The sequence below is a fragment of the Amycolatopsis sp. NPDC049691 genome (assembly GCF_040675005.1).
In the GTDB taxonomy this organism is placed as follows: Bacteria; Actinomycetota; Actinomycetes; order Mycobacteriales; family Pseudonocardiaceae; genus Amycolatopsis.
Genome location: NZ_JBFANX010000029.1, coordinates 106,404 through 119,661, shown reverse-complemented (window position 1 = coordinate 119,661; position 13,258 = coordinate 106,404). Strand labels below are relative to the sequence as shown.

Annotated in this window: 20 protein-coding genes and 1 pseudogene; 11 read left to right on the top strand and 10 right to left on the bottom strand. The window is 72.4% G+C overall.

The window, feature by feature from the left end:
- Window positions 1–96: 96 nt before the first annotated feature.
- The 4 genes and pseudogenes from AB0J40_RS42440 to AB0J40_RS42425 all read left to right on the top strand — a co-directional run.
- A pseudogene (locus AB0J40_RS42440) lies at window positions 97–345 on the top strand (hypothetical protein); the annotation flags it as partial.
- Window positions 345–758, top strand: coding sequence for a roadblock/LC7 domain-containing protein (locus AB0J40_RS42435; protein WP_072476758.1), 414 nt, complete (start codon window positions 345–347; stop codon window positions 756–758). The pseudogene AB0J40_RS42440 and the gene AB0J40_RS42435, both read left to right, overlap by 1 nt.
- Window positions 755–1,126, top strand: coding sequence for a DUF742 domain-containing protein (locus AB0J40_RS42430; RefSeq protein ID WP_072476759.1), 372 nt, complete (start codon window positions 755–757; stop codon window positions 1,124–1,126). Before AB0J40_RS42435 ends, AB0J40_RS42430 begins: the two co-directional genes overlap by 4 nt.
- The gene (locus AB0J40_RS42425) at window positions 1,107–1,709 is read left to right on the top strand and encodes an ATP/GTP-binding protein (protein ID WP_086674902.1); all 603 of its coding nucleotides are present in this window, start codon (window positions 1,107–1,109) and stop codon (window positions 1,707–1,709) included. The genes AB0J40_RS42430 and AB0J40_RS42425 overlap by 20 nt, the downstream gene beginning before the upstream one ends.
- 21 nt (window positions 1,710–1,730) lie before the next feature.
- Here the strand turns inward: AB0J40_RS42425 and AB0J40_RS42420 are convergent, their stop codons facing one another.
- The gene (locus AB0J40_RS42420; protein ID WP_364465410.1) at window positions 1,731–2,174 is read right to left on the bottom strand and encodes a DoxX family protein; all 444 of its coding nucleotides are present in this window, start codon (window positions 2,172–2,174) and stop codon (window positions 1,731–1,733) included.
- A 114-nt stretch (window positions 2,175–2,288) separates the two neighbouring features.
- Between AB0J40_RS42420 and AB0J40_RS42415 the strand changes: the two genes are divergently transcribed.
- Window positions 2,289–2,756 carry an NUDIX domain-containing protein gene (locus AB0J40_RS42415; RefSeq protein WP_364465408.1) on the top strand — a complete coding sequence of 156 codons (468 nt, stop codon included), beginning with the start codon at window positions 2,289–2,291 and terminating at the stop codon, window positions 2,754–2,756.
- Here the strand turns inward: AB0J40_RS42415 and AB0J40_RS42410 are convergent.
- The 4 genes from AB0J40_RS42410 to AB0J40_RS42395 form a co-directional block, all read right to left on the bottom strand.
- Window positions 2,742–3,389 (bottom strand): HAD family hydrolase, encoded by a 648-nt coding sequence (locus AB0J40_RS42410; protein ID WP_364465406.1) that lies wholly within the window; start codon window positions 3,387–3,389, stop codon window positions 2,742–2,744. The genes AB0J40_RS42415 and AB0J40_RS42410 overlap by 15 nt on opposite strands.
- A 56-nt stretch (window positions 3,390–3,445) precedes the next feature.
- The gene (locus AB0J40_RS42405; RefSeq protein WP_364465404.1) at window positions 3,446–4,237 is read right to left on the bottom strand and encodes an alpha/beta fold hydrolase; all 792 of its coding nucleotides are present in this window, start codon (window positions 4,235–4,237) and stop codon (window positions 3,446–3,448) included.
- Window positions 4,234–4,875: a DUF998 domain-containing protein gene (locus tag AB0J40_RS42400; RefSeq protein WP_364465402.1), complete on the bottom strand. Its 642-nt coding sequence runs from the start codon at window positions 4,873–4,875 to the stop codon at window positions 4,234–4,236. The genes AB0J40_RS42405 and AB0J40_RS42400 overlap by 4 nt, the downstream gene beginning before the upstream one ends.
- 95 nt (window positions 4,876–4,970) lie before the next feature.
- A complete protein-coding gene (locus tag AB0J40_RS42395) occupies window positions 4,971–6,089 on the bottom strand; it encodes a metallophosphoesterase (RefSeq protein WP_364465400.1) in 1,119 nt (372 codons plus the stop codon).
- Between the two features lie 95 nt (window positions 6,090–6,184).
- Here AB0J40_RS42395 and AB0J40_RS42390 point away from each other — a divergent pair, with 95 nt between their 5' ends.
- Both AB0J40_RS42390 and yidC read left to right on the top strand, forming a co-directional pair.
- On the top strand, window positions 6,185–6,457 hold the full coding sequence (locus tag AB0J40_RS42390; RefSeq protein ID WP_364465398.1) for a DUF6412 domain-containing protein: 273 nt from the start codon (window positions 6,185–6,187) through the stop codon (window positions 6,455–6,457).
- A gap of 64 nt (window positions 6,458–6,521) precedes the next feature.
- A complete protein-coding gene (gene yidC / locus AB0J40_RS42385; RefSeq protein ID WP_364465396.1) occupies window positions 6,522–7,166 on the top strand; it encodes a membrane protein insertase YidC in 645 nt (214 codons plus the stop codon).
- On the opposite strand, the gene AB0J40_RS42380 is transcribed toward yidC, so the two are convergent.
- Window positions 7,149–7,562 (bottom strand): DUF1992 domain-containing protein, encoded by a 414-nt coding sequence (locus AB0J40_RS42380; protein ID WP_364465394.1) that lies wholly within the window; start codon window positions 7,560–7,562, stop codon window positions 7,149–7,151. The two genes, yidC and AB0J40_RS42380, sit on opposite strands and share 18 nt — an antisense overlap.
- Before the next feature lie 66 nt (window positions 7,563–7,628).
- Between AB0J40_RS42380 and AB0J40_RS42375 the strand changes: the two genes are divergently transcribed.
- A complete protein-coding gene (locus AB0J40_RS42375; RefSeq protein WP_364465392.1) occupies window positions 7,629–8,399 on the top strand; it encodes a TetR/AcrR family transcriptional regulator in 771 nt (256 codons plus the stop codon).
- On the opposite strand, the gene AB0J40_RS42370 is transcribed toward AB0J40_RS42375, so the two are convergent.
- From AB0J40_RS42370 to AB0J40_RS42360, 3 genes are all read right to left on the bottom strand, one after another.
- Window positions 8,396–8,650 (bottom strand): hypothetical protein, encoded by a 255-nt coding sequence (locus tag AB0J40_RS42370; RefSeq protein WP_364465390.1) that lies wholly within the window; start codon window positions 8,648–8,650, stop codon window positions 8,396–8,398. The genes AB0J40_RS42375 and AB0J40_RS42370 overlap by 4 nt on opposite strands.
- Before the next feature lie 5 nt (window positions 8,651–8,655).
- Complete coding sequence (locus AB0J40_RS42365; RefSeq protein WP_364465388.1) at window positions 8,656–9,810, bottom strand: lytic murein transglycosylase; 1,155 nt, start codon at window positions 9,808–9,810, stop codon at window positions 8,656–8,658.
- 206 nt (window positions 9,811–10,016) lie between these two features.
- On the bottom strand, window positions 10,017–10,919 hold the full coding sequence (locus AB0J40_RS42360) for a LysR family transcriptional regulator (protein ID WP_364465386.1): 903 nt from the start codon (window positions 10,917–10,919) through the stop codon (window positions 10,017–10,019).
- Between the two features lie 103 nt (window positions 10,920–11,022).
- Here AB0J40_RS42360 and AB0J40_RS42355 point away from each other — a divergent pair, with 103 nt between their 5' ends.
- Both AB0J40_RS42355 and AB0J40_RS42350 read left to right on the top strand, forming a co-directional pair.
- Window positions 11,023–11,718: an SDR family oxidoreductase gene (locus tag AB0J40_RS42355; protein ID WP_364465384.1), complete on the top strand. Its 696-nt coding sequence runs from the start codon at window positions 11,023–11,025 to the stop codon at window positions 11,716–11,718.
- Window positions 11,719–11,819: 101 nt separating this feature from the next.
- Complete coding sequence (locus AB0J40_RS42350) at window positions 11,820–12,410, top strand: hypothetical protein (protein ID WP_364465382.1); 591 nt, start codon at window positions 11,820–11,822, stop codon at window positions 12,408–12,410.
- Between the two features lie 2 nt (window positions 12,411–12,412).
- Here the strand turns inward: AB0J40_RS42350 and AB0J40_RS42345 are convergent, their stop codons facing one another.
- Window positions 12,413–12,847: a GNAT family N-acetyltransferase gene (locus tag AB0J40_RS42345; RefSeq protein ID WP_364465380.1), complete on the bottom strand. Its 435-nt coding sequence runs from the start codon at window positions 12,845–12,847 to the stop codon at window positions 12,413–12,415.
- A 155-nt stretch (window positions 12,848–13,002) separates the two neighbouring features.
- Between AB0J40_RS42345 and AB0J40_RS42340 the strand changes: the two genes are divergently transcribed.
- Window positions 13,003–13,188 carry a hypothetical protein gene (locus tag AB0J40_RS42340; protein WP_364465378.1) on the top strand — a complete coding sequence of 62 codons (186 nt, stop codon included), beginning with the start codon at window positions 13,003–13,005 and terminating at the stop codon, window positions 13,186–13,188.
- Window positions 13,189–13,258 lie beyond the last annotated feature (70 nt).

Below are 13,258 nucleotides of genomic sequence, written 5' to 3'. Positions count from 1 at the left end.
GCACAACCTGGCCCGCTGGGAAGTCATCGACGAGTACTTCCACCGCCGCTGAGGCGTCAGTCCACCGGCGTGACGACCGTGCGGCGGACGTGACTCCCCGAAGGCCGGCCCTCGCAGCCGCGCCGCCCGGAGGCCCCCGGCCGCCCGCCGCTGCCGCAACGGCGACGCCAGCAGAACCTCGTGCCCCAGTTGCGGGAAGATAGGCCCGCACAGGAACGCGAAGAGGTCAGGCTGGACTCGCCGGAAGCCGCCCGCAGCAGGCTGTCCGCCTTCCAGCAGGGCACCCGCCGGGCCCGTGACGAAGAACCGGCTGAGAACGACGACAGGTACGGAGAGCGCGACTAATGGCCAACGTCAGTGAGCTCGACTGGCTGCTGGACGACCTCGTCAAGCGGGTAGCCGGGGCGGACCGCGCGGTGGTCCTGTCCTCGGACGGTCTGCTCATCGGGAGGTCGGGGAACCTTTCCGAGGAGGACGCCGAACACCTTTCGGCGGTCGCCTCGGCGTTCCAGAGCCTGGCCCGCGGGACCGGACGGCACTTCGGCGGCGGCAACGTCCGCCAGACGATGGTCGAGATGGACCACGCGTTCCTGTTCGTGACGGCGGCCGGCCGGGGCGCCTGCCTCGCGCTCCTCGCCCGCGAGGACGCGGACATGGGCCTCGTCGCGTACGAGATGAACCTGATGGTGAAGCGGGTCGGCCAGGTGCTCACTTCGGCCCCGCGGACCGGCGCCGGCGTCCAGCCCACGTCGCCATGAGCGGACGGCACGAAGCCTGGTTCGACGACGAGGCCGGCCCCCTGGTCCGGTCCTACGCGGTCACGGGCGGCCGCACGCGGTCGGACACGCTCGGGCTCGACCTCATCACGCTCGTCGTGGCGCTGCGGACGGCGCACGAAGCGGGCATGCTCGAACCGGAGTACGCGCGGATCATCGCCCTGTGCCAGCGGCCGGTCTCGGTGGCGGAGGTCGCCGCCCGCGTCGACCTGCCGCTGCCGGTGGTCAAGGTGATGCTCAGCGACCTCATCGAGCAGAACCTGGTGCTGTTCCGTACCGCGGCACCGGTCCAGGAAACCCCCAACCGACACGTATTGCAGGCGGTCCTTGATGGCATCCGGAAACTCTGACCCCCGGCGGAACCTGACCGCGACCGCGGTCAAGGTACTCATCGCCGGCGGGTTCGGGGTCGGCAAGACCACGATGGTCGGCTCGGTGAGCGAAGTCCCGCCGCTGCGGACCGAAGAGGTCATCACGACCGCGTCCGAGGGTGTCGACGACCTCTCGGGGATCGAGCAGAAGACCACCACGACGGTCGCGCTCGACTTCGGCCGCATCACGATCAACCCGGACCTGATCCTGTACCTGTTCGGCACGCCGGGGCAGGACCGGTTCTGGTTCATGTGGGACGAGCTGGCGGAGGGCGCGCTCGGCGCGGTCGTGCTGGCCGACACGCGCCGGCTGGACAGCTGCTTCGCGGCGGTCGACTTCTTCGAGCGCCGGAACCTGCCGTTCGTCGTCGGCGTGAACTGCTTCGACGGCGCGTACCGCTACGGCACCGAGGAGGTCCGGCAGGCGCTCGACGTCGGCATGGACGTCCCGCTGCTGCTGTGCGACGCCCGCGAGCGCGAGTCGACCAAGCAGGTCCTGACCAGCCTGATGGAACACGTGATGGCGCGGTCCGATCTCGCGGCCGCCCAGGGCGGCTACTGACCGGACCGCGCTCGTCTGGCGTCAGCGGCGGCGCTTGATCAGGTTGTCGACGGCGAAGCGGCCCGGGCCGATCGCGGCGAACAGCAGGAAGATCCACGAGTAGACCGCGGCGGGCTCGCCCATGTTCTGCAGCGGCAGCAGGCCCATCGGGGCGTGCACGGTGAAGTAGGCGTAGGCCATCACGCCCGACAGCAGGAGCGCGGCCGGCCTGCTGGCGAGCCCGGTGAGCAGCAGCACCGCGCCCACGAGCTCGAGGACGCTGCCCCACCAGCCGGGGAACGAGCCGAAGGGGACGCCGCCGCCCTGGCCGTCGATGCCACCGAAGAAGCCGAATCCCTGCAGGCCGTGGAAGCCGAAGAGGAACGAGATCACGATCCGGCTCGCGCCGACGACGATGCCGGCGACCGGCGCGGTCTTGACGGCGGCGGTGCGGGTCTGGGTCTCGCGGGCGACGGTCGTGGTCATTTCGGGGTTCCTTCCGTGGGTTCTTCCTTGCCTTCTGCCTACGCGTCGAGTGGGTTCTCCCCGGATCGACAACCCCGCGAAAAAATCTTGGACGAGTTTCGGCAGACTGTTCCGATGGCGGGCAAACGCAGTGCCGGGCTCCTGCTCCACCGCGGGCGGGGCGAGGACGTCGAAGTGCTGCTCGGGCACATGGGCGGGCCCTTCTGGGCCAAGAAGGACGCGGCGGCGTGGTCGCTGCCCAAGGGCGAGCTCGACCCGGACGAGCCGCCGGAGAAGGCGGCGCGGCGGGAGTTCGAAGAGGAGCTGGGCCTGCCGGCGCCGTCCGGTGAGTACGTTCCGCTCGGCGAGGTGAAGCAGTCCGGCGGCAAGGTCGTCACGGCGTGGGCGGTCGAGGCCGACCTCGATCCGGCGTCGGTGGTGCCGGGGACGTTCACCATGGAGTGGCCGCCGCGCTCGGGGCGCCAGCAGGAGTTCCCCGAGGTGGACCGGGTGGCGTGGTTCTCGCTCGAGGTCGCGCGCGAGAAGCTGGTCAAGGGCCAGCTGCCGTTCCTGGACCGGTTGCTGGCCCTAGTGGGCGAGTAAGGCCTCGAGGGGCTTCGCGGTGAAGGACGGGAGCACGACGTCGGCCTGGCCGAAGTCGAGGCTTTCGGTGATGGCGTTCGGTACGGCGACGCACGTCAGCCCGGCGGCCTTGGCGGACGTGACGCCGTGCGGCGTGTCCTCGAAGGCGATGGTCTCTTCCGCCGTGGCGCCGAGCGCGGTCAGGGCGGCGAGGTAGAGATCCGGGTCGGGCTTGGCCTTGTGGCGGTCGCCGGTGAGCACGGCGTCGAAGTAGGGCGCGATGCCGAGCCGCTCCAGGTGCGGGTTCACCCAGGCTCCGGACGAGCTGGAGGCGACGGCGAGCTTCAGGCCTCTTCGGCGAGCGTCGTCGAGGTAAGTCAGGACGCCCTCCCGCGGGCCGAGCTCGTCGAGGAGTTCGAAGACGCGGGCCCGCGTCTTCGGCCGCAGCGCCTCGGGATCGATGCCGGGGACGTGCTCGGCGAGCAGGGCGAACATGGCCGGTGTCGTGTGCTGCGTCCCGATGACGGCGTACCAGGCTTCCATCGGCAGTTCGACGCCGTGGTCGAGGAAGAGCTCCCGCCACGACTGCAGGACGGCGGACTCGGTGTCGGCGAGGGTCCCGTCGAAGTCGAAGACCAGGGCGCGGGTGGGCACGCCTGCACCCTGCCCGGTCGGTGATCGACCGGGCAAGGGAGTTGTGACGAGGGTGGCTAGCCCAGGTAGAAGTCCGTCAGCACCGGGGCCAGCGCCGCCGCTTTCACGATGTGCGTCTGGCCCGGCAGCGTCCGGTACTCCGCCGACGGCAGCACTTTCGCCAGCGACGCCACGCCGTGGCGCATCCAGTCCGGGCTCTTGCCGCCGTCGATCGCCAGCGTCGGGACCTTCACCTCCGGCCACGCGGCCGGGAGGGGCTCGCCGGACTGGTGGTCGAAGACCAGCGCCGTGTCGTACGGGAGCGTGGGGGCCACGCGCTTGAGCTTCGCCCAGAACGGCATGATCCGCATCAGCGCCACCGTCGCGCCGCTCAAGCCCACGCCCTCGGTCATGAACATCTTGACCGCCTTGCCGGGCTTGCCGGCGGCCAGCGCCGCGTCGAGCCGGGCCGGGTAGTCGGCCGGGACGCGCGGCCGCGTGTCGTCGACGACGAACGGCGGTTCGTACAGCGCCAGCTTGGTCACCGGGAGGCTGCGGGCCGCTTCGAGCGCCAGCGCCGCGCCCGACGAGATGCCGAACAGGAACACCTCGCCGCCGGCCTCCTTGACCAGGGCGGCGATGTCCTCGACCTCGCGCTCGATCGCGTACGGCCCGGTGTCGGTGCTCTCACCGCGGCCGCGCCGGTCGTAGGTGTACACCGTGAAGCGCGCGGCCAGCTCCTTCGCGAGCGCGTCGTTCGGGGACGAGCCGCGGTAGCACATCGCGCCGTCGACGAGGACGAGCGCGGGGCCGGACCCGGCGCGCGTGTAGGCGATCTTCGTGCCGTCGGCGGAAACCGCGGTGCTCATCGGGACTCTCCTCGCGACAGCAGGTGGGTGGACGTGGTGGCGAGCCAGGCGAACGCGATCACGACGGCCGCCCAGAAGCCGAGGGTGACGACCGGGCTCGTCGACCCGGACGCTACGCCCGCGAAACCCGCGAGGAACAGCAACCCGCTGAGCCGCGAGTACCACGCCCGGGCGGGTGTGAGGTGCGAGCCGATCGCGAAGCAGGCCGCGACCAGGGCGAGGAAGCCGACGCCGCCGGCGGCGAAGTGCAGCACGCCGTGCCAGCTGACCGTCGACGGCGGACCGGCCGGCGTGCCGGCCGGGAAGCCGTCCTGCGGGTCGGCGCGGAACACGCCCGCGCACAACAGGCCGACCCCGTAGACGGTGAGGAGTCTCGGCCCCCACCGCCCGGGTAGGACGCGCCGGATCCCGGCCGCGGCCGCGATCGTGAGCAGGCCGGTGACCAGGAAGTTCGCGATCTGGATGAAGCCGAGCGAGCCGTTGGACAGGACGCTCGCGGGGTGCCGGGTGAAGTCGAAGCCGGCGCGGGTCAGGCCCTGGAGGACGCCGGTCACGACGAAGACGGGCCCGGCGAGGATCCCGCACGTCAGCAGCCGGCGAGTCGCAAAGGTACTGGTGGGAAGCGTGGTCGTGGTCATGGCGGACAGCGTGGCATCCGAACGTTCGAGCTGTCAAGACAAAAAAATTTGTCGGTGATGCCATCGGCCGTGAGGGTGACCTTCACGGCTTCGAATCAGGCGGCGCGCAGCGTGAGGAGCGTGATCTCGCTGGGCGCGAAGACCCGGAACGGCGGACCCCAGAACCCCGTGCCCCGGCTGTTGTACAGCTGGGTCGGGCCGTGCCGGGTCAGTCCGGACAGCGTCGGCTGGTCGAGCCGCACCAGGAGGTGGAACGGCCAGATCTGCCCGCCGTGCGTGTGCCCCGAGATCTGCAGCGCGACGCCGGCTTCGCGGGCCTGCTTGACCTGCTTCGGCTGGTGCGCCAGGAGGACCACCGGGACGTCGTCCGGGGCGTCCGCCAGCGCCGCCGCCAGGTCGGGACCGTGGCCGGGCAGGCCGGACGCCGCGCCCGTCGGGTCGTCGATGCCGGCGAACACGATCCGGTCGCCGTCGCGTTCCAGGAGCGTCGAGCGGTTGTGCAGGGTGTCCCAGCCGAGCCCTTCCATGTGGTCGAGCCAGGCCTGTGCCTCGCCGAAGTACTCGTGGTTGCCGGTGATGTAGAACCGCCCCAGCGCGGCCTGGACGCCGCCGAGCGGGTCGACCTGCTTGCGGCGGGCGGCCACCGAGCCGTCGGCCAGGTCGCCCGCGTGGCAGACGACGTCCGCCTCGAGCGCGTTGACCGCCGCGACGACCTGCTCCGACCACTTCGTCCGGTCGATCGGGCCGTAGTGGGTGTCGGTCAGGACGGCGACGCGCAGGCCGTCGAGGCCGGGGCCGAGCCGCGGGATGACGACGTCGGTCGCCTTCACCGGCGGCACCCGCATCGCGACGCGGTTGCCGTGCACGAGCAGCCCGGCGGCCACGGCGAACGTCACACCGGCGACGATCCGCGAGCGCAGCGGGTCGTCCACGCCGAGCAGCGCGAGCCGCAGCACCAGGCTCAGGACCGACCAGCTGAACAGCACCCAGATCACGGCCAGCAGCGAATCGCCGAGGCGCGCCGCGCCGTCCTGGTGCCGCGCGTGCCCGCGGAACATCGCGACCGGCATGGTGACCAGGCCCAGCGCGAACACCGCAGTGCCGGCGACCGTGGCCGCCGTGCCCCAGTCCGGCGCGAGGACGAGCGTCCACCAGGGCACGGTGAACAGCAGGATCGGCGCCAGGATCGGCACGACGACGAATTGGCCTCTCATCGAACCAGGTTACAGCCCATCGGGCTCTTACCCCGGACGGCCCGGGTCGCGATTCCGCTACCCTGGGGTCTCGGGCGATAGGGGGTGACCAGGCCGTGAACACACTGCTGGAGCTGGCGTTCCCGGTCGTCACGAGCCCGACGGCGCTGGTCGCCTTCGCCTCCATCGCCGCCGCGAGCCTGCTGGTCGTGCTGCTGGTCGGCAGCACCCACCGCGGCGAGTTCGCCCTCTGGTCGGCGCCGGTGCGCAGCCGCGCGACCGCCCTGCGCCGCCGCGCCCGGCGTGCCGAGTCGATCCGCCTGCGCGACCCCGGCGCCCCGGGACGCAGCAGGCCACGAGCACCCGGTTCCCGCAGCACGGCTGCGTAGGAACCCGCTTCGACGCAGCCATTCCGCTCACCGTCACCCCTTCCACTCATGCGGAGTGCTGCCCATGTTCGGCTTTCTCGACGTGCCCGTCGAAGGCGCGTACCACCTGATCCACGCGCTGACCGGTCCGTTCTCGACCGCGTTGGCGATCGTCCTGTTCACCCTCGGCGTGCGGCTCCTGCTGCACCCCCTCGCCCGGTCGGCGGCTCGCGGCGAACGCGCCCGGGCCGCCCTGCTGCCGGAAATCAAGACGCTGCAAGCGAAGCACAAAGATGACCGCGACCGGCTCGCCGCGGAGGTGACGAAGCTGCAGCAGGAGTCCGGGACCTCGCTGTTCACCGGCTGCCTGCCGCTGCTGCTGCAGCTGCCGTTCTTCACGGTGATGTACCGGCTCTTCACGACGCCGGTCATCGGCGGCGAACCCAACTCGCTGCTCGGCGCGACCCTCCTCGGGACGCCCCTGGGCGCGCACGGTCTCGCCGGCGGGCCGCTCGTGTTCGTCATCGCCGCGGGGCTCGCTGTCGTCGCGTGGTTCTCGGTCCGGCAGCAGCCTCGCGACACCGGAGTGCCGGGCGGCAAGCTGATCCGGCTGCTGCCGTACGGCACCGTGCTCGCGACGCTCGTCCTGCCGCAGGCCGCCGGGATCTACCTGCTCACGACGACGGCCTGGACCGCCGCGGAACGGGCGCTGCTACGACGCGGCTCGTGAGCGCCGCCAGTCCGCGACGGCCTCCTCGACGTCCACCAGCGCCACCGTGAGCGGCGGGCCCGTGTGGTGGTTGAGGTAGGCCTGGCGGATCCGGTCGTTGAGGTCGTCGACGATCTCCCGCACCTGCTTCTCGGTGCGCTCGGCGGCGAGCCTGCCGGGCAGGTCCTGGACTTCGCGCTTGAGCGCGAGCGCCGGCGGCAGCAACGCCTTCGTGTCGTGGCCGCCGGCCCGGACCTGCCGCAGCACCCAGTCGGTCGCCGCGTCGTTGCCGGTGGGCTTCGGCAGCGGTTTGCCGGTGCCGGGCAGGTCGTCGAACTCGCCCCGGTCGCGGGCCTCGTCGATCTGCCGGTCGACCCACCAGCGGAAGGAGACCTTGGGCGGCTTGCGTCGGGTCATGCCTCCAGAATGCCAGGTGGGACGGGGAGTCCGGGTAGGATCACCGGCGGGGAGCGAGGGGAGCGCATGACCGCCGAACGCACTGGCGCCGACGATGTCGACCGGACGCTCGCGCTGCTCTGGCGCGCCCGCGGCGGCGCGGCCGAGCCGACCCGGGGCCGCCGCCCGACGCTGACGATCGAGCGGATCGTCGCCGCGGCGATCGCGGTCGCGGACGCCGACGGGCTGGCGGCCGCGTCGATGCACCGCGTCGCCAAGGAGCTCGGCGCCGGCACCATGACGCTCTACACGTACGTCCCCGGCAAGGCCGAGCTGGTCGACCTGATGGTCGACGACGTGCTCGTCGAGCGCCGGCTGCCGGGGCCGGGCGAGCCGCGGCCCGCGGACTGGCGCGCGCAGGTGGCGCTGTACGCGGAGCGGACGCGCGAGGCGTACCGCACCCACCCGTGGCTGTGCGAGGTGTCGCGGGTCCGGCCGCCGCTGGGGCCCGGCCAGCTGGCGGGCCAGGAGTACCTGCTGTCCATCATGGACGGGCTGGGCCTGCCGCCGCGGCAGGCCGTCGCGGCGGCCAACGGGATCGGCACGTACGTCGACGCGAACGCGGCGCTGGGCGCGGAGAACACCCGCCTCGAGCGCAGCACCGGGCAGTCGACCGAAGCCTGGTGGCACCAGCGCTCGTCGTTCTGGGAGAACTACTTCGTGGTCGACGCGCACCCGGCGATGAACCGGATCTGGCTCGGCGGCGGGTTCGACGAGAGCGCGAAGGGCCAGGGGGAAGCGGCGTTCGAGTTCGGCCTCAACCGCATGCTCGACGGCATCCAGGCGCTGGTCGGCTAGCGCCGGGCGCGCCACCTCGAGCGGCGCCGTTCCTGCCGCGGCACCGACGGCTCGGCCGGCGCGTCGCGCAGGACGTCCCGGCAGACCGGGTCGAAGCGGCCGGGCGCCTCGATCATCGGCGCCGCCAGCACCACGTGCCCGCACACCGCGCGGAACCGGCCGTCGTGCCGGCCCGCCGCGAACTCGTCCTCGGTGACGGCGTGGGTGTAGCCGTCGGTGTCGCAGCGGATGTGCACCAGGAACGGCTCCACGGGGCTCAGCCCGTCGGGCTGGTCGTGGTGGACTCGGTCGGCGTGCTCGCCGAGTCGGCGGCGGTGCTGGTCGGCGCCGCGCTGCTGGTCGTCGGCGTGGTGGACGTCGTCTCCGGCGGCGGCGTGGTGGACGAGGGCGGCGGGGTCGTCGTCGGGGTGCTCGTCGGCGTGCTCGGCTTGGTGGTCGTCGGGGTGGACGACGACGGCGTGGTGGCCGGCGGCGTCGTCGTGACCGGGAGCGAGCCCGGCGGCTGGGCCACCGGCGGCGCCGGCGGGGCGGGCGCGCCGACCGGGCCACCCGCGGCGGCCGCGTCGGGCGCGTTCGGCGTGCCGATCGGGACTTGGCTGTCGGGCAGCTGGGCCACGCCGCCGCGGTAGGCCGCGGCCCACGCCATCACTGTGTCCACATAGGACTGGGAGTTGTTGTAGCGGCGGACGGCCAGGCGCTGGCCCGCGTCCGTCGAGAGGTCCAGCCCGCCCGAGCACAGGTAGCGCGCGGTGGCCAGTGCCTCGTCGTAGATGTTGTTCGGGTTCGACACGCCGTCGCCGTTGCCGTCGGAGGCGTAGCCGCGCCACGTCGACGGGATGAACTGCGTCGGGCCGACCGCGCGGTCCCAGACCGGGTCGCCGTCGTACTTGCCGCCGTCGGTGTCCGGGATCGCGGCGAACGCGCCGGCGCCGTTGAGCACCGGGCCGAGGATCGGCTCCAGGGTGTCGCCGTTGGCGTTGACGTACCCGCCGCGGGCGTGGTTCGACTCGATCCGGCCGATGCTCGCGATGAGTGCCCAGTCGAGGTGGCAGTTGGGCTGTTCCTTGGCCAGGATCGCGGCGGCGTTCTGGTAGGCCTTGAGCATGCTGGCCGGGATGCCGAGCGGCCCGGAGATGCCCGCGGAGCCCGCGCGCCCGCCGGGCACGACGAGCGGGGTGGGCAGCGGCGGCTGCGGGAGGCTGCCGTCGACGGCGACGGGCGGCATGACGATGGCGGGCTGCTGCAGCGGGGCGGCCTGGTCCGGCAGCGCGTCCCCGGCGTTGGCGACGACGACCGGCGTGGGCAGGCCGGTGGTCAGCGTCGGCAGCACGACGAGCGCCCCGCCCGCGAGCGCGGCCGCGGCCCGGCGGACCGCCCGCGAGCTCTTGCGACGTGGCCGGTGCTTCGGCATGGTCGTCCCCGCTTCCCTCGATCTTCGCTGATCGCCTCACCCGATCGGCCTCACCCACCGGTACTGACCGGTAGGAGCAAGCTATCCGATGGAACCAAACTTTGGCGAATAGCACAGCGAAATCCGGGCGGCGGAGCGAAGTTCGTCCTGATGGCACAAAACCTTCGTAGGGAATCTGTCACATTCACCAGGACTTAACGAGGTCCTCAGGAGAGTTTGTCCTGGAGGACGCCCGGAAGGGCGATCCCGCGGTGCCTTACGTCCGCGGAAAACCGCCGGACGAGTGGATCCGACGGTGTCGCGGTGAACGTGACGACCTCCCGGTGCAGAGCGGGCTTCAGCCGCCGCAGGGCGCCGGCGAACGTGCGGGTCAGCGCGGTCGTCGGGACCAGTGCCACGCCCAGGCCGGCCGCGGCGAGCTGCGCCGCCGTCGCCGCCTGCTTCGTCCGCATCACCGCGCTCAGCACGGTTCCGCGCCGCGCCGCCTCCTCGTCGAGCCAGGCCCCGAGGCCGTTGTCCGGGTGGTAGTGCACCACCGGCAGGCCGGCCAGCTCGGCCAGCGGGACCGCCGCCCGGGTGGCGAGCGGGTGGTCGGCGGCCAGTGCGACGACGACCTCCTCGCGGCCCACCACCTCCGCGTGCCCGGTCCAGTGGCTCGGCCGCGGCCCGGCCGCTACGTCCGCCTCGCCCGCGTCCAGGGCCGCTACCAGCGCGTTCGCGCTCGTCGTCTCGGTCAGCGTGATCAGCACCCCGGGGCGGTGCCGGTGCCAGGCCCGCAGCACGGGCGCGAGCAGCCCGGCGGTCATGCTCTCCGCGCACGCGATCCGCAGCGTCCCCTCGCCGCCGCCGGCCACCGCGCGGCCGGTCCGGACCACGCGGTCCGCGGCGGCCAGCGCCGCCCGCGCGTCGGCCAGTACCGCGCGCCCGGTCGCGGTCGGGCGGACCCCGCGCGGCAGCCGTTCGAGCACCGGCGTGCCCAGTTCCCGTTCGAGCGCGCCGATCTGGTGGGACAGCGCGGGCTGCGACAGGTGCAGCCGCGCGGCCGCCTCGGTGATCGACCCGGCGTCCAGCACCGCGACCAGGCACTCGAGGGCGCGCAGCGTAGGCATTCGCTGATTCTATCGCAGCCATCGAAAAGATTCGGATCGCGATGGGATGGTTCCGGCGGTGTTCCGCGCTGACTCCGGTGTGCGAAACGGAAGGAGCACGGAAATGTCGTTCGAAGGAAAGCGGCTGGTCGTCGTCGGCGGGGGTTCGGGCATCGCGCGCCGGATCGCCGCGGACGCGCATGCGGCGGGCGCGGAAGTCGTCTTGGCCGGACGGGACCCGGCGCGGATCGGCGTTCCCGGTATTCGCGCCGCATTCGCGGACTTCGGCGAAGAATCGTCGCTGAAAGCGCTTGCCGACGAGGTCGGCGAACTCGATTACCTCGTCACACTCGCGGCGGCGCCGGCGAACGGGCCCGTCTCGGCGCTTTCGCGGGACGCGGTCCTCCGGGCCTTCGACGCCAAGGTGATCGGGCCCTTGCTGCTGGCCCGGCAGTTCGCGCCGAGGTTCCGGGACGGCGGCGCGATCGCGTTGTTCTCCGGGGTCGCGGCGTGGCGCCCGGCGCGAGAGCGGGTCGTGATGGCCACGACGAACGGCGCGGTCGCGTTCCTCGCGGAAGCGCTCGCGGTCGAGCTCGCGCCGATCCGGGTCAACGCCGTCTCCCCGGGCATCGTCGACTCCGGCGCGTGGGACCGCCTCGGTGCCGGGAAGGACGATTTCTTCCGCCGCACCGCGGAAGCGATTCCGGCGCGCCGGGTGGGCCACCCGGCGGATGTCGCGGCGGCGACGCTGCAGGTGCTGGCGAATCCGTTCGTCACGGGCACGGTGCTGCACGTGGACGGGGGCGGCAGACTGGCCTGAAAACGCTGGGTGAACGAGCCTTTACAGGGGCCGGAACCATTCCTATGATCGGCCGTCCGGACGCAGTTGCCCGCGTCCGGTCGGCCCAGGTGGAGGGTTTGATGGCACGCAGGGCTCCGCGCGGCGACGCGGTCACGGTCGCCGAGCTGCTGGTCCGGTCCGCGGCGGACGGTCGTCACGGCGAGCCTGCGCGGCACCGCGAAAAACCGCAGGCGCTGCGGTCGCTGGCCCGGTTGCGGGTGTTGTCCGTGGTCGCGGGCGCGCTGGCGCTGACCGGCGGCGTCGCCACGGCGGTGTCGATGCCGGTCGAGCGCGGCGCGGGAGCGTCGTGGCCGCCGGCCGGGCTGGAACCGCCCGCGGCCCCGCTGGTGCCGTTCCCGGCGGACGTCGTCGTGCCCCCGGCCGCGCCGGCTCCGAAATCCGTTCCGGCGGTCGGTACTCCTGACGAAGCCGCCCCGCCGGTCGCGCAGCCGGTTTCGAATTCCGTAAGTGTGCCTGCCCATCGCGGCGACCTGGCGAAGGCGGTCAAGATCGTCGGAAAAGTGAAGCCGCAGAAGGTTTTGAAGGCCCCGGCGAAGAAGGCGGCGCCGGTGCGGCACGAGATCCCGGACTTCTCGGCGTGGTGGCGCGGGTGGGCGGCGCAGCAGCCGCCGTCCCACGGCCACCACGGCTGCGGGCGCCATCGCCGGTGACGTCAGAGCGGGATCTGGTACTGCATGAAGCCTTTGTCGAGCGCGACCCGGTCGTAGAGCCGCCGCGCGGTCGTGTTCGACGTTTGGGTGTGCCAGTAGACGCGGACGCAGCCCTGCGCCCGCGCCCAGCCGGCGACGGCGTCGATGAGGGCCCGGCCGGCCCCGCGGCCGCGGGCCTTGGCGTCGGTGAACAGGTCCTGCAGGTAGCAGACGTCGGCGGAGGTGGTGCTCGGGTGCGTGAAGAAGTGCGCGATGCCGACGAGTTCGCCGTCGAGCCACGCGCCGAGCGCGTGCATCCGTTCGCCGCTTTCGAACTCCCGCCAGGCGCGGTCGACGAGTTCGGGTGCGAGCGTCCTGCCGTAGAACGTGTTGTAGCCGGCGAACAGGTTTTCCCAGGCGGGACGGTCTGCCGCGGTGAGGCCCCCAGTGGTGATCATGCCCCGAGGCTAACGCGATCCGGTGGACACGCCGGACACAACTGGTCAGTAAGGTGACGAACCCGAATCAGATTCATAGAATCGTCAGCCACCAGGTCCCGATCCCGCGGAGGTTACCGATGGCGCGCACGGCGCACCGTGCCAGTGGCAGGCCCGTGACGGTGGGGGAGCTGATGCTCCGCCCGGACGTCCACGGCAGACGCCGGCCCGAGGATCTGGAGGTGCTCGAGCTGGCGTACCGGATGCGCCGCCGGGTGGGTCCGGAACCGGTGGTCGCGCAGCCGCCGCGCTCCCGGGCACTGGCGGTGGTGACGGGCCTTTGGCGGCGTAAGGGCAGGTAGGTTCACCCGGCGCGTGGCTTGCGTTCTCGCCACTCGCCTCCCGCACGGTTTTGCGGTGTAGGGGTGAGAG

Bases quoted from the DNA above. Each gene is read 5' to 3' on its own strand.
- AB0J40_RS42435 (WP_072476758.1), top strand. From the start codon at position 345: ATGGCCAACGTCAGTGAGCTCGACTGGCTGCTGGACGACCTCGTCAAG.
- AB0J40_RS42430 (WP_072476759.1), top strand. From the start codon at position 755: ATGAGCGGACGGCACGAAGCCTGGTTCGACGACGAGGCCGGCCCCCTG.
- AB0J40_RS42425 (WP_086674902.1), top strand. From the start codon at position 1,107: ATGGCATCCGGAAACTCTGACCCCCGGCGGAACCTGACCGCGACCGCG.
- AB0J40_RS42420 (WP_364465410.1), bottom strand. From the start codon at position 2,174: ATGACCACGACCGTCGCCCGCGAGACCCAGACCCGCACCGCCGCCGTC.
- AB0J40_RS42415 (WP_364465408.1), top strand. From the start codon at position 2,289: ATGGCGGGCAAACGCAGTGCCGGGCTCCTGCTCCACCGCGGGCGGGGC.
- AB0J40_RS42405 (WP_364465404.1), bottom strand. From the start codon at position 4,237: ATGAGCACCGCGGTTTCCGCCGACGGCACGAAGATCGCCTACACGCGC.
- AB0J40_RS42400 (WP_364465402.1), bottom strand. From the start codon at position 4,875: ATGACCACGACCACGCTTCCCACCAGTACCTTTGCGACTCGCCGGCTG.
- AB0J40_RS42395 (WP_364465400.1), bottom strand. From the start codon at position 6,089: ATGAGAGGCCAATTCGTCGTCGTGCCGATCCTGGCGCCGATCCTGCTG.
- yidC (WP_364465396.1), top strand. From the start codon at position 6,522: ATGTTCGGCTTTCTCGACGTGCCCGTCGAAGGCGCGTACCACCTGATC.
- AB0J40_RS42380 (WP_364465394.1), bottom strand. From the start codon at position 7,562: ATGACCCGACGCAAGCCGCCCAAGGTCTCCTTCCGCTGGTGGGTCGAC.
- AB0J40_RS42375 (WP_364465392.1), top strand. From the start codon at position 7,629: ATGACCGCCGAACGCACTGGCGCCGACGATGTCGACCGGACGCTCGCG.
- AB0J40_RS42365 (WP_364465388.1), bottom strand. From the start codon at position 9,810: ATGCCGAAGCACCGGCCACGTCGCAAGAGCTCGCGGGCGGTCCGCCGG.
- AB0J40_RS42360 (WP_364465386.1), bottom strand. From the start codon at position 10,919: ATGCCTACGCTGCGCGCCCTCGAGTGCCTGGTCGCGGTGCTGGACGCC.
- AB0J40_RS42355 (WP_364465384.1), top strand. From the start codon at position 11,023: ATGTCGTTCGAAGGAAAGCGGCTGGTCGTCGTCGGCGGGGGTTCGGGC.
- AB0J40_RS42350 (WP_364465382.1), top strand. From the start codon at position 11,820: ATGGCACGCAGGGCTCCGCGCGGCGACGCGGTCACGGTCGCCGAGCTG.
- AB0J40_RS42345 (WP_364465380.1), bottom strand. From the start codon at position 12,847: ATGATCACCACTGGGGGCCTCACCGCGGCAGACCGTCCCGCCTGGGAA.